The 12,332-nt window shown below is 72.5% G+C and carries 10 protein-coding genes; 8 read left to right on the top strand and 2 right to left on the bottom strand.

Going from position 1 to position 12,332, the window contains the following annotated elements; translation table 11 throughout:
- Positions 1–111 precede the first annotated feature (111 nt).
- Genes pseB through CLV70_RS15630 form a run of 6 tightly spaced genes read left to right on the top strand, consistent with a single transcriptional unit; the run spans position 112 to position 6,237 of the window.
- On the top strand, positions 112–1,086 hold the full coding sequence (pseB, locus tag CLV70_RS15655) for a UDP-N-acetylglucosamine 4,6-dehydratase (inverting) (protein ID WP_106127297.1): 975 nt from the start codon (positions 112–114) through the stop codon (positions 1,084–1,086).
- Positions 1,086–2,210, top strand: a complete 1,125-nt coding sequence (locus CLV70_RS15650; protein WP_106127206.1) for a DegT/DnrJ/EryC1/StrS family aminotransferase — start codon at positions 1,086–1,088, stop codon at positions 2,208–2,210. Before pseB ends, CLV70_RS15650 begins: the two co-directional genes overlap by 1 nt.
- A gap of 4 nt (positions 2,211–2,214) precedes the next feature.
- A complete protein-coding gene (locus CLV70_RS15645; protein ID WP_106127205.1) occupies positions 2,215–3,024 on the top strand; it encodes a hypothetical protein in 810 nt (269 codons plus the stop codon).
- Positions 3,021–4,442, top strand: coding sequence for a hypothetical protein (locus CLV70_RS15640; RefSeq protein WP_106127204.1), 1,422 nt, complete (start codon positions 3,021–3,023; stop codon positions 4,440–4,442). Before CLV70_RS15645 ends, CLV70_RS15640 begins: the two co-directional genes overlap by 4 nt.
- An 8-nt stretch (positions 4,443–4,450) precedes the next feature.
- Positions 4,451–5,185, top strand: a complete 735-nt coding sequence (locus tag CLV70_RS15635) for a cytidylyltransferase domain-containing protein (RefSeq protein WP_106127203.1) — start codon at positions 4,451–4,453, stop codon at positions 5,183–5,185.
- Positions 5,186–5,241: 56 nt separating this feature from the next.
- Complete coding sequence (locus CLV70_RS15630) at positions 5,242–6,237, top strand: PseG/SpsG family protein (RefSeq protein WP_245908265.1); 996 nt, start codon at positions 5,242–5,244, stop codon at positions 6,235–6,237.
- A 7-nt stretch (positions 6,238–6,244) separates the two neighbouring features.
- On the opposite strand, the gene def is transcribed toward CLV70_RS15630, so the two are convergent.
- Positions 6,245–6,769, bottom strand: coding sequence for a peptide deformylase (gene def, locus CLV70_RS15625; RefSeq protein ID WP_106127296.1), 525 nt, complete (start codon positions 6,767–6,769; stop codon positions 6,245–6,247).
- Positions 6,770–6,870: 101 nt separating this feature from the next.
- Between def and CLV70_RS15620 the strand changes: the two genes are divergently transcribed.
- Together CLV70_RS15620 and CLV70_RS15615 are read left to right on the top strand one after the other, a co-directional pair.
- Positions 6,871–7,344 carry a response regulator transcription factor gene (locus tag CLV70_RS15620; protein ID WP_106127201.1) on the top strand — a complete coding sequence of 158 codons (474 nt, stop codon included), beginning with the start codon at positions 6,871–6,873 and terminating at the stop codon, positions 7,342–7,344.
- A gap of 22 nt (positions 7,345–7,366) precedes the next feature.
- On the top strand, positions 7,367–8,776 hold the full coding sequence (locus CLV70_RS15615) for a DHA2 family efflux MFS transporter permease subunit (RefSeq protein ID WP_106127200.1): 1,410 nt from the start codon (positions 7,367–7,369) through the stop codon (positions 8,774–8,776).
- 1,119 nt (positions 8,777–9,895) lie between these two features.
- On the opposite strand, the gene CLV70_RS15610 is transcribed toward CLV70_RS15615, so the two are convergent.
- Positions 9,896–12,325 carry a hypothetical protein gene (locus tag CLV70_RS15610; RefSeq protein ID WP_106127199.1) on the bottom strand — a complete coding sequence of 810 codons (2,430 nt, stop codon included), beginning with the start codon at positions 12,323–12,325 and terminating at the stop codon, positions 9,896–9,898.
- Between the last annotated feature and the right edge of the window lie 7 nt (positions 12,326–12,332).

Raw genomic sequence — 12,332 nt, 5'->3', positions numbered from 1 at the left:
TCGGCGTGAATTGCGCCTGGCATTTTCCGCAGCCCCTGGAATAGTCGATCGGCGTGGTTATGCTTTCGCCGTTCATTGCCCGTGCCCACCCCCGGGAGCAATTTCATGAGTGTGTTGAGCGGATCCTCGATCCTGGTCACCGGTGCGACCGGCTCGTTCGGGAAGGCCTTCCTCGGCCATGCACTGGCGCACCTGGACCCCCAGCGGATCGTGGTGTTCAGCCGCGACGAGCTCAAGCAGTACGAGGTCCGCCAGATGTTCGGCGACGATCCCCGGCTGCGGTTCTTCCTCGGCGACATCCGCGACAAGGACCGGCTCGACCGGGCCATGCACGGCGTCGACCACGTCGTCCACGCGGCCGCCCTCAAGCAGGTCGACACCGCCGAGTACAACCCCTCCGAGTTCGTCGCGACGAACATCAACGGCTCGCAGAACGTCATCGACGCCGCCATCAACGCCGGCGTGCAGCGCGTCGTCGCGCTCTCCACCGACAAGGCGTCCAGCCCGATCAACCTGTACGGCGCCACGAAGCTGGTCGCCGACAAGCTGTTCATCGCGGGCAACCACTACGCGGCCACCCACCCGACCCGCTTCTCGGTGGTGCGCTACGGCAACGTGATGGGCAGCCGCGGCTCGGTCGTGCCGTTCTTCCGCAAGCTCAACGCCGAGGGCAAGAGCCTGCCGATCACCGACAAGCGGATGACCCGCTTCTGGATCACCCTCGACCAGGCGGTCAAGTTCGTCGTCGACTCCTTCGACGTGATGCAGGGCGGCGAGCTGTTCGTGCCGCGCATCCCGAGCATGCGCATCCTCGACCTGGTCGAGGCCGTCGCGCCGGACGCGCCCACGCACGAGACCGGCATCCGGCCCGGCGAGAAGCTGCACGAGGAGATGATCGCCTCCGACGACAGCCGCCGGACGCTGCGCTTCCCGGACCGCTACGTGGTGCAGCCGGTCGTCGCCAGCTGGGGCTACGAGACCCCGCGGGGCGGCGAGCCGGTCGCCGACGGCTTCAACTACCGCTCCGACAACAACGACCTCTGGCTGGAGGTCGACGAGATGCGCGACCTCATCGGTGAGAAGTGATGCTGCCGTACGGACGGCAGAACGTCACCGACGCCGACGTCGAGGCGGTCACGTCGGCGCTGCGCAGCGACTGGCTCACCACCGGCCCCCGGGTCGTCTCGTTCGAGGACGACCTGGCCCGGGTCGCGGGCGCGCCCTGCGTCGCCGTGATCAACGGAACGGCGGCGCTGCACACGGCGTACGCGGCGGCCGGGGTCGGGCCCGGCGACGAGGTGGTCACCACGCCGATGACCTTCTACGCGACCGCCGGCACCGCCTCGATGCTCGGCGCCACGGTGGTCTTCGCGGACGTCGAGGAGGACACCGCCAACCTGGACCCGTACGCGGCCGAGGCGGCGGTCACCGGGCGCACCCGGGCGATCGCGGCGGTCGACTACGCCGGGCATCCCGCCGAGTACGACGCCCTGCGCAAGGTCGCGGACAGCGCGGACGCGGTGCTGATCGCCGACGCGGCGCACGCGATCGGGTCGGCGTACCGGGGGCGGCCGGTCGGCACGCTCGCCGACCTGACCACCTTCTCGTTCTTCCCGACCAAGAACCTCACCACCGGCGAGGGCGGGGCGGTCGCGACGGCCGACCCGGAGCTGCTGCGGCGGGCCCGCGTGTTCCGCACGGTCGGCCTGGTGCGCGACCGGGACCGGATGCGGCACCCGGACGAGGGCGGCTGGCACCAGGAGGTGCACGAGTTCGGGCTGAACTACCGGCTGCCCGACGTGCTCTGCGCGATGGGCAGCTCCCAGCTGGTGCGGCTCCCCGCTTTCAAGGCGCGCCGCCAGGAGTTGTGCGCCCGCTACGACGAGTTGCTCGCGGGCGTGCCGGGGCTGCGGCTGCCGGTCACGCGCGGGCACGTCGACCCCATGCGGCACCTCTATCCCGTACGCGTCCTCGACGGCCGCCGCCGCGAGGTGTTCGACCGGATGCGCGCCGCCGGCATCGGGGTGCAGGTCAACTACGTGCCGGCGTACTGGCACCCGGTCTACAAGGACCTCGGGTACCGGCGGGGCATGTGCCCGAACGCGGAGGCCTTCTACGCCGAGGAGCTGTCGCTGCCGCTCTTCTACGACCTCACCGACGCCGACCAGGACCGCGTAGTCGAGGCCCTGCGCACCATCCTGGAGAGCTGAGGCCGTGCACCACGCGAACCACTTCTACGGCCACGCGCACGTGCTGGCCGCGTACTGCGGGCTGGACCCGGAGGATCCGCCCCGGATCAACGGCTACCTGCAGCACGGCTGGAACGTGGTGGACGGGCTCGGGGCGGGCACGCCGTACGTCTCCGGCCGGCCGATCTACGTCTGGTCCGAGCAGACCCGGCGCCGGGCGTGGTCGATGGGCCGCCGGTACGCCACCACGGTCGGCGCGCCCTTCCTCTACCTGCTGAGCATGGCCGAGCCCGGCGACGGCACCTCACGCGAGGGCACGATCTGGTACCCGTTCCACGGCTGGGAGGGCCAGCACATCGCCGGCGACCACCAGCGGCTGATCGACGAGATCCTCGAGACCGAGGACGGCCCGGTGACGTTCTGCCTCTACTGGCACGAGTACCGCGACGACCGCACCCGCCGCCGGTACGAGGAAGCGGGCCGGGTCATCTGCCACGGCTACCGCGGCCTGCGCTGGCGCGACACGGACACCCGGTTCCTGCACCACCAGCTGACCGAGCTGCGCCGGCACCGCCGGGTGGCGTCGAACCGGCTCAGCAGCGCGGTCCTCTACGGCGCCGCGGTGGGCTGCGAGCCCGCCGTCTACGGCGACCCGATGCAGCTGGCCGGCGAGGTCCGCACGATCGCGGACCGCATCCGGCGCACCTGGCCGGAGCTGCACGGCGCGCACCCCGACCCGGTCGCCGCCCAGGAATCGGCCCGCGCCGAGCTGGGCGCCGACGTCCTCGCCTCCCCCGCCGAGCTGCGGGAGATCCTCGGATGGGCCCGCCCATGACCCTGCGACACCTCGGTGGTGAGATGCCCGGCTGGTCCGACGCGACGCCCGCCGGCGGACCGGCGTTCCGCTGCCTGCTCGAGGCGCTGCTCCCGCTCGTCCCGGCCGGCGCCCGGGTCCTGGTGGCCGGGCCGCACGACCCGGAGCTGGTCGCGGCGCTGCCCGCCGAGGCCGACGTGACCTGCCTGGTCCGCGGCGAGGAGGACGCCGACGCCCTGGCCGGCAGCGGGGCGACCGTCCTGTGCGGATCGCTGGCGAAGCTGAACGACGAGTTCGACGTGATCCTGGCGCTGGACGGCGTCTCCCGGCTGTGCACCGTGGAGGGACCGCAGTACGACTGGGCGGAGAGCCTCCAGGCCCTGCGCCGCGCCCTGCGGCCCGGCGGCGCGCTGCTGCTCACCGTGGAGAACGAGCTGGGCGTGCACAAGCTGGTCGACCGCACGACGGTGACCTCGGCGCACACCGACGCGGACTGGCGGCCGGTCGGCGAGTACGACACCACGCCCGGCAACCCGGCCCGCCTCCGCGACCGGCTCACCGCCGACGGGCTGACCGTGACCTGGCTCGGTACGGCCTGGCCGTTGCCGTCCGCGCCCACCTTCGTCGCCGACGAACCCACGCTGCGCCACGGCGCCTCGGGGGCCCTCGCGGCCGCCGCCTCGGGTGCCGCCGGGGCCGCGTACGCCGGCCGCCGCGTCCTGAGCGACCCCCGCCGCCTCGCCGCCGCCGCGATCCGGGGCGGACTCGGCCCGGAGCTGGCGCCCGCCTGGATCGTGCTCGCCTTCAAGGGCACCGCCACCCCCGTCGCGCTGCCGCCCGCCGTGCTCGGCGCCGGCCCGATGCCGGAACTGCCACCCGGGCGGCTGCTGGAGGAGTTGCTCATCGGCGCCTGCCTGCGGCACGACCTGCCCGCGGCGCGTCGGCTGCTCACCGGCTGGGTCGCCGAGCAGCCCGCCGCGACGGCCGACAACGTGCTCGTCGACGGCGAGACCCTCTCGGTGCTCGACCGGGCCCGGCCCGCCGTCGAGACTCCGGTCGCGATCCGGCGGTTCGCGGCGATGCTGCTCGCCGGCGGCTACGAACACCCCTGGCCCGCCGCGCGCGACGCCGGCTCGCTGACCGCGGTGCTGCTCGCCGCGGCCGGCCTGGACGCGGGCCCGGTGCCCGTGGACCACGACCCCCCGCCCGTCCCGGATTCGCTGCGCGAGCACGAGGAACGGGTGCGCCGGCTCGAGGAGCAACTCGCCGACTCGGCGGCCCGGATCCGGCACGCGGAGTCCGAGCTGGTCAAGCGCGACGGCGAGCTGCGCCGGGCCCGGCTCCAGATCGACATGTTCAGCGGCAAGGTCGGCTATCGCCTCGGCCGGCTGGGAGCCCGCGCGGCTCGTAAGGCCGTCCGCCTCATGAAGGACCGGTAAGGATCTCTATGCGTACCCTCGGCATCGTCCAGGCCCGGATGGGCTCGTCCCGGCTGCCCGGCAAGGTGCTCCGGCGCCTCGGCGGCCGTACCGTGCTGGACCGGGTGGTCCGGGCCGCCCGCGACAGCGGCGTCCTCGACGACCTGGTCGTGGCCACCACGATCGAGGAGAGCGACGATCCGGTGGTCGCCGAGTGCGCGGCGCTGGGCGTCACCGTGCACCGGGGGCCGGTGGACGACGTGCTCACCCGCTTCATCGGCGTCCTCGACGAACGCGACGACGGGTCCGACGCGGTGCTGCGGTTCACGGCGGACTGCCCGCTGCTCGATCCGGAGCTGGTCATGCTGGCCGCCAACGTCTTCGCGGCCACGCCGGACCTCGACTACCTGAGCACCTCGATCGCCCGCACGCTGCCGCGAGGGCTGGACGTGGAGATCGTGCGTACCGAGGTGCTGCGGCAGATCGACAAGCTCGCCACCGAGCACCACCGCACGCACGTGACGTCGTACGTGTACTCCCACCCGTACGATTTCAGCGTGCTCGGCCTGACCCTCCAACCGGATCTCTCACATCTGCGGCTGACCCTCGACACCGAGGACGACTGGCGGCTCATCGAGGCGGTCGTCGCGCACTTCGGGGATCGGCCGGTGCCGGTGCGCACCCTCGCCGACTGGCTCTCCGACCGCCCCGAGCTGGCCGGTCTCAACGCGCACGTGCGCCAGAAGGAGTTGGCCCAGGCGTGACGGCGACCATCGGGATCCGGTGCGACGCGGGGACGCGTACCGGGGTGGGGCATCTCATGCGGTGCCTGGCGCTGGCCGAGGAGCTGACCGCTCGCGGGGCGTCGGTGCACCTCCTCGGCGACCTCGGCGGCCTGGAGTGGGCCGAGCGGCAGGTGTCGGCCCGCGGCCTGCCGCGGCATCCGGCACCGGGCGACCCGCACGACCTGGCCGGCGCGGCGGACCGGCTCGGGCTGGACGCGGTGGTCGTCGACTCGTACGAGCTGCCCGCCTCGCACGTCGCGGCCGTGCGGGATTCCGGGCGCCCGGTCCTGGCCGTCGTCGACGGAGACCTGCGCGGGCTGCCCGCCGACATCTTCGTCGACCAGAACCTCGACGCCGAGCTGGCCCGGCCGGGGCTGCCGCCGGGCGCGGTGCGGCTGGCGGGACTGGAGTACGCCCTGCTCCGGCGCGCGATCCGGGAGCTGCGCCCGCCGTCGCCGCCGGCACCGAGCGCGTCGCCGCGCCCGCGGGTGCTGGCCTTCTTCGGCGGGACCGACGCGTACCGGGCGGCGCCGGTGGTCGCCCGGCTGCTGATCCGCACGGGCGTCGACTGCGCGGCCACCGTCGTGGCGGCCGACCCGCGGCTGCGCGCCGATCTGCTCGCCCTGGAACCGGCGGCCAGCCAGCACTTCGAGATCATCGACCCGACCGACGACCTGCCCCGGCTGCTGGCCGAGGCCGACCTGGTGATCAGCGCCAGCGGCACCTCGACCTGGGAGCTGCTCTGCCTGGGCCGGCCCGCCGCGCTCGTGTGGGTGGTCGACAACCAGCTCCTCGGGTACGGCCGCACGACCGCCCGCGGCCTCGCGGCGGGCCTCGGTCACCTGCCCGCGCTGCGCGACTCCCGGGCCGGCTCCGCGGCGGCCGTCGACGTCCTCCGGGGGTTGCTCGTCAGCCCCGCCGCCCGCGCCGGCCTGGCCACCCGCGCCTGGGCCGCCGTCGACGGCCAGGGCTGCTCCCGCGTCTCCGACGCCCTCCTGGCCGCCGCCGCCCGCCGACTCTCCCCGCGCTGAATGCGGGTCAGTGCGGGGAGACCTTCACGTCGGGCCAGTGGGCCTCGCGGGTGACGGCGAGCAGGCGCTCCTGCCGTTCGGCGTCGAGCCGGTCGATGAAGAGCACGCCGTCGAGGTGGTCGGTCTCGTGCTGGATGCAGCGGGCCAGCAGGCCGGCGCCGACGACCTGGACCGGGTCGCCGTGCGCGGTGAAGCCCTTGGCGACCACGTTGAGCCGGCGCTTGGTGTCGAGGTAGATCCCCGGCACCGAGAGGCAGCCCTCGGGGCCGTCCTGGTCCTCCTCGTCGGGGAAGTCGAGCACCGGGTTGACCAGGTGGTCGACCGTGCCCTCCTCGACCAGTTGCGGCGCGATCACGAACACCCGGCGGCTCACGCCGAGCTGCGGGGCGGCCAGGCCGGCGCCGCGCCGGTCGGCCAGGGTTTCCCGCAGGTCACGGACGAGGTTCTGCAGCTCGGCGTCGAAGTCGGCGACCGGCTCGGCCTTGCGGCGCAGCACGGGATCACCGATCAGACGGATAGGCGTCACTGTCACCGGGCCCATGCTAACCGCCGGGTCCCAGCGAAACGGCTAAGCGATTCGCGGGACGGGCCGAACAGTCGGGCAGATACTCGACCGGCCTGCAAGGGGGTGCCGTGCCCACCGTACTCATCGCGGATGACGACGCTGATCATCGTGAGCTGCTCACCTACACGCTGCGGCGGTTCGGTCACGAGGTGGTGGCCGTCTCCTGCGCGGCCGGTGCGGAGCGGGCGGCGGGGGCCGGTGGGATCGACGCGGTGCTGCTCGACGTGCGGATGCCCGGCGGCTCCGGCATCGAGCTGTGCCGGCGGCTGCGGGAGGCTCCGGGAACGGCGCAGCTGCCGATCATGCTGATCAGCGCCGACGTCGAGGGCGACCGGATCCAGGCCGGGCTGGACGCGGGCGCGGACGACTACCTGACGAAGCCGTACCGGCGGGCCGAGCTCGGCGCCCGCCTGGAGGCGCTGCTCGACCTGCGGCAGCGGCCCGCCGGCGCTCCGGCCACCGCCGCCACGGCCGCGATGCGCGCGGCCCGGGCGGCGCTGCCCCGCCCGGTGACCGGCCCTCCGCTGCGCCGTACGGCCTGAGGTCGCGCGTACTGTCCCAGGCATGACAGGCCCGGTCAGCTACGGAACCGCCGCCGGACGGTGGGTGCTGCTGGCCACCGTGCTCGGCTCCAGCCTCGCCTTCATCGACGCCACCGTCGTGAACATCGCCCTGCCGGTGATCGGCCGGGAACTCGGCGCCGACGCCGCCGGCCTGCAGTGGACCGTGAACGGGTACGCCCTCAGCCTCGCCTCGCTGATCCTGCTGGGCGGCTCGCTCGGCGACCGGTACGGCCGCCGCCGCGTCTTCATGATCGGCGTCGGCTGGTTCGCGGCCGCGTCCCTGCTCTGCGGCCTGGCGCCGAGCATCGAGCTGCTCATCGCCGCGCGCGTCCTCCAGGGCGTCGGCGGCGCGCTGCTCACCCCGGGTGCCCTGGCCATCCTCGAGGCGTCGTTCACCCGCGAGGACCGGCCGCGGGCGATCGGTGCCTGGTCCGGCCTGGCCGGGGTCGGCGGGGCGCTCGGGCCGTTCCTCGGCGGCTGGCTGGTCGAGATCGCCGACTGGCGCCTCATCTTCCTGATCAACGTGCCGCCGGCGCTGCTCGTGCTCGCCGTCGCCGCCCGCCACGTCCCGGAGTCCCGCAACGCCTCGGCCGCCGCCGACCTGGACGTTCCCGGGGTGCTGACCGGCGCGGCGGGGCTGGGCGGGCTCACGTACGGCTTCACCGCCTGGCCGGCGGACGGCCCGGGCAGCCCGTCGGTGCTGATCGCGCTGGCGATCGGCGTGGCCGGGACCACCGGCTTCCTCCTTCGCGAGCACCGCGCCCGGCACCCGATGCTGCCGCTGGCGCTGTTCCGCTCCCGCGCGTTCAGCGCTGCCAACCTGGTCACCTTCCTCGTGTACGCGGCCAACGGCGGAGTGTTCTTCCTGGTCGTTCTCAACCTCCAGGTGGTCGCCGGGTTCAGCCCCCTGGCCGGCGGCGTGGCCCTGCTCCCGGTGACCGGCCTCATGCTGCTGCTCTCGGCCCGCGCGGGCGCGCTCGGCCAGCGGATCGGGGCGCGCCTGCCGATGACCGCCGGGCCGCTGATCTGCGCGGCGGCGCTGCTGTGGCTGTCACGGATCGGCCCCGGTGCCTCCTACCCCGCGGACGTCCTGCCCCCGGTGATCGTCTTCGGCCTCGGGCTGTCCCTGCTGGTGGCGCCCCTGACCGCCACGGCGCTCGGCGCCCTCGACGACGCGCACGCCGGCATCGCCAGCGGGGTCAACAACGCCGTGGCCCGCGCCGCCGGGCTGCTGTCGGTGGCGGTGCTGCCGCTGGCGGCGGGGCTCGGCGCCGGCAACCTGACGGACCCGGCGGACCTGGCGCCGGCGTACCGGGCGGCGATGCTGATCTGCGCGGGGCTGATGGTGGCGGGCGCTGCCCTCGCGATGGTACTGGTGCCCAGCCGGCCGGCGACGTACAGCCTTCCGTGAACCCGAAGCCGTCGCGGCCCGTCTTACGGTGGCCAGGGGTTACGAAAGGAAGTGCCGGCATGGATCTCGACAAGGGCTGGGTAGAGACTGCGAAGTTGGACTTCGACTGGCTCAAGGCCCGGAAAGGCCGTGGGGGCAGAGGTCTGCCGAGCTACGCCAGGATCGGTCAGGCCGAGCGGTTCATAGACAACAGATGGCGCGGCCTCCCGGGTGGCTCGCCTGAGCCGAAGTGGCGTGACTATCTCCGCCGGTTCATGAGTAAGTTCCAGAGAGGAAACGCGCAGAACAACGCTCCCGTCCCGGAACACTTCGATGGGGGCCAGAGGACTGCCGTCCCGGGCCAGTATGCAGATAACCAGCCCACCGATAACTATGCCGCCGCAGGCGCCTCGGGGTCTGCTAAGCGTCCGCCCGAAACCCCATGGGTGGAGATGGCGCGGGCGTACGCCCCCGAGCATCTGCGGCTGGCGAAGGAGCTGGAAAGCCTCGAAGAGGCGCTGCGCCCGGACACCCCGGGAAGCGACGCACTACGGCGCTTGTATCACAACGGCAGGCTCCCCGCGCTTCGGGCATTCCGAGACGAGGCTACCGACCTTCTCAGGCGCGAAACCACAATAGGCGAAACGCGAGTGGCGATCGCAAGGGCGAATAGCCTGGCCCAAGGTTCAGGTCTACCGCCCCAGGCCTCGCCACCACCGGAATTCCGCATGCCGCAACATCCTGCGCATGGCAACGTGGCAGAGACATCGGCCGCCTGGGCAGCGTACTCACCACCCTCGCCGAACGGCGGGTATTACGAACCGAACGGTGTTGCGATTTCGTCACCGAACCGGGCTGCCAGCCGTTCAGGCCCGATCGACACCGGCGAACTCTCGTGGCCCTTTCCTTCCGCCGGCTCCCCAACTCCTTCAAATCCCTTCGCGTCCGGCGCGCGCGCGGGCCTCGACAGACCGCTGACCAGCCCCCACTCCGGTGGATCGCAGTCGACGGGACGACCCTCCATTCCGCGTAAGGCCGTCAGCACTGCACAAGCCCCGAGCAGGTGACGACGCTTCATCAGCCACGAACGCTCGCCGTACAACAGACCGGCCAATCGATTCACCCTTTGAACGGCGTCGCTCAGACCAGGCCCGGAAGACGGTCGAACCGGACCGTCGCCCCGGGCCGGGTCCGGGCGAGCGAGCTGCTCGACTCCCAGCCGCGCAGCTCGCGGAGCATGGCGATCGCCGCTTCTCGGTCGGCTGACAGCGTCGTCGATCCCGCGAGGCCGTCGTGCTCGTCGGAACCGACCTCACGCAGCAGGATTCTGCCTCGCCGGCCGTCCGCAGGTGGCGTCAGATCGAGAAGCTTGAACGTCGTTCCCGGCGTGAAGACCACCCGGTCCGTCACACCCGCGTCGTCCTCCGGCTCCAGCAGACCGGTGAGGGCCCCGGTGAGCGACCAGATCACGACGTCCGTATCACCGTCCTGAAGTGCGCACGGCTCAGCGAGAGCATGCACGAAACCCCAGTCGGTGACCAGCGGGGCGTCCTGGTACATCTCCCACTCCTCCGGACCGGGGGTACGAGCGTACGTCACCGCGCCGACGTAGCGGGGCAGCCGGGCCAGCGCAGCCACGGCCATCACGGTGATGGGGCGGTGGGGACCGTCGTCGCCGTTGCACAACACGGGGTCTATCACCGCACCGCCCCGGGACAGGTACCACCTCAGGGCGACGGCCTCGGCCAGACCACGGTCCGCGGGATATCCCGGCAGTACCCGCTGAACCGCCGCATACAGGGCGTCGACATCGGCCCACGGATCGACGAGGGCCAGCATGCCACGCAGAAGCTCCCGGTCCTGGTCCACGACACGCGGTGCAGAGGAAGCCGGTGCAGGGGGTTCGGGTGTCTCCCGAGCAGCAGCCACCTCGGCCGTAACCCCGGCGGGGCGAGTCTCCACCGCGACCACGGCGGGAGGGCTCTCCACCGGAACCAGGGGGGTGGGATGCTCCACCGCAGCAGGTGCCGTCTCCGCCTCGATCGGGGCGGGAACGACAACCAGCTCAGGCGATGTGTCCTCCTCGACGGCGGGACGGGTCTCCGGCCGAGCCGGGGCTGAGGCCTCGACCGGCTGCGGTTCCTCAGTCGGCGGCAAGACCTCGGCCGGGCTCCCGATCGCCGAGTTCTCCGTCTGCTCCGGTGCGGCGGCTTTCGTCACCGTGCCGGCACGGGACGGAAGAGGCAGCGGGGTCGGCCCGTTCCATTGTTCAGGCAGCGAGGGTGGAGGCGGCGCGGACATCACGAAGCCGTCCTCATCGGAAGGCATCAGCTCCGAGGCAGGGCGCACCCGGCTCACGACTCGTGCATCGTTCAGCTGCTCCGCCAGCTTGCGGGCGAACTGCATCAGCCGCGTGCCCGTCTGCGGATCACTGTCCTCGAACACCACCGCGCAGTAGTCCGGAAGCGCGGGCAAACCTCGAAGGCGCTCCGCATGGTCGGGTGCCTGCGGTGCGCGTACCCATAGCCCCGCTTCCACGATCTCGACCAGCACGTCACTCTCCGGCTGGTATGTCAGCCGAGCCACCTCCTCCCCCAGGTCCATCGGCATCCGATGGCTGAGTACCACCGGGCGACGAGGAAGAGACACCGGCAGGATGCGTGGTGCGAAGCCGAGTTCCCGGACGAACGCAGGCCAGCCGGGTTCGCCGGCGGCGTTCACCGGGTACGCCGCCTCCGTGTAAGGGGCGGTCAGCGGGAGGCCGGTGAAGCAGACCACCGGGGCGGCGAGCGTGTCGGCAAGGGCCTGCCCCAGGCGGTCGCCGTCCGGAGTCACGACCGGGCCGTACGCCGCGAACCGCAGGCGGATCCGCTGGTCGAGCGTGAGGTCGTCCCATATCCGGCGCACCTCCTCCAGTGCCACCGGGGGCGTTTCCGGGCAGCCGAGAACGACCGTGAGGGCTTCAGGATCGAAGGCCGACGCCGTCTCCAGCAACCGCCGATGGCGCTCGACGCGTTGCGGGTCTCGAGTGTCGTGGATCCACAGTCCTGCCGTCAGCGGTTCCGCGCGGGTATTGGCGCCAAGGACGCGCGTTTCCGAAGCGATCGTGTCCCACACCGGCGCGGGATACCGCGTGGCGACGCGGACCGGCGGCTTACCGGGGCGGAACCGCAGCCAGCCGCTGTCCGGCGACGAATGGGCCAGAACCGTTCCGGAGGCGCCGACCGTGAGATGCCCATCGGGGGCGTAGACGACGCAGCGGAGCAACTGGGACAACCATTGCGCGGTCAGCCCGGCCGCACCCGGGCCGCTGCGGCAGGTCACCAGCCGGATACCACGCCTACGCTGACGGGGCCAAGTCTGCACCAGTGACTGCCATACCGCGAACGGCACGCCGTCCGGGAGGTCCAGCACGACGATGTCGTTCTCCGGGTCGGCGGCTATCCGCAGGGCGAGGTCCCGGGCCTCGTCGCTGACCGCATCCTCCGGATGGACCACGAGGGCATTGCCGATCCGGTCCTGGCGGAGCGCGGCACCCTGCCCCACCTGGTGGTCGAGCGTGCTGGTCATGGTTGCT

The sequence above is a fragment of the Pseudosporangium ferrugineum genome (genome assembly GCF_003002065.1).
GTDB classification, from domain to species: Bacteria; Actinomycetota; Actinomycetes; order Mycobacteriales; family Micromonosporaceae; genus Actinoplanes; species Actinoplanes ferrugineus_A.
The sequence above is the reverse complement of the archived record's forward strand: the minus strand, read 5'-3'. Positions and strand labels throughout refer to the sequence as shown.

Coding starts and splice junctions, on each gene's coding strand:
- CLV70_RS15650 (WP_106127206.1), top strand. CDS start 1,086: ATGCTGCCGTACGGACGGCAGAACGTCACCGACGCCGACGTCGAGGCG.
- CLV70_RS15640 (WP_106127204.1), top strand. CDS start 3,021: ATGACCCTGCGACACCTCGGTGGTGAGATGCCCGGCTGGTCCGACGCG.
- CLV70_RS15635 (WP_106127203.1), top strand. CDS start 4,451: ATGCGTACCCTCGGCATCGTCCAGGCCCGGATGGGCTCGTCCCGGCTG.
- CLV70_RS15630 (WP_245908265.1), top strand. CDS start 5,242: ATGCGGTGCCTGGCGCTGGCCGAGGAGCTGACCGCTCGCGGGGCGTCG.
- CLV70_RS15615 (WP_106127200.1), top strand. CDS start 7,367: ATGACAGGCCCGGTCAGCTACGGAACCGCCGCCGGACGGTGGGTGCTG.
- CLV70_RS15610 (WP_106127199.1), bottom strand. CDS start 12,325: ATGACCAGCACGCTCGACCACCAGGTGGGGCAGGGTGCCGCGCTCCGC.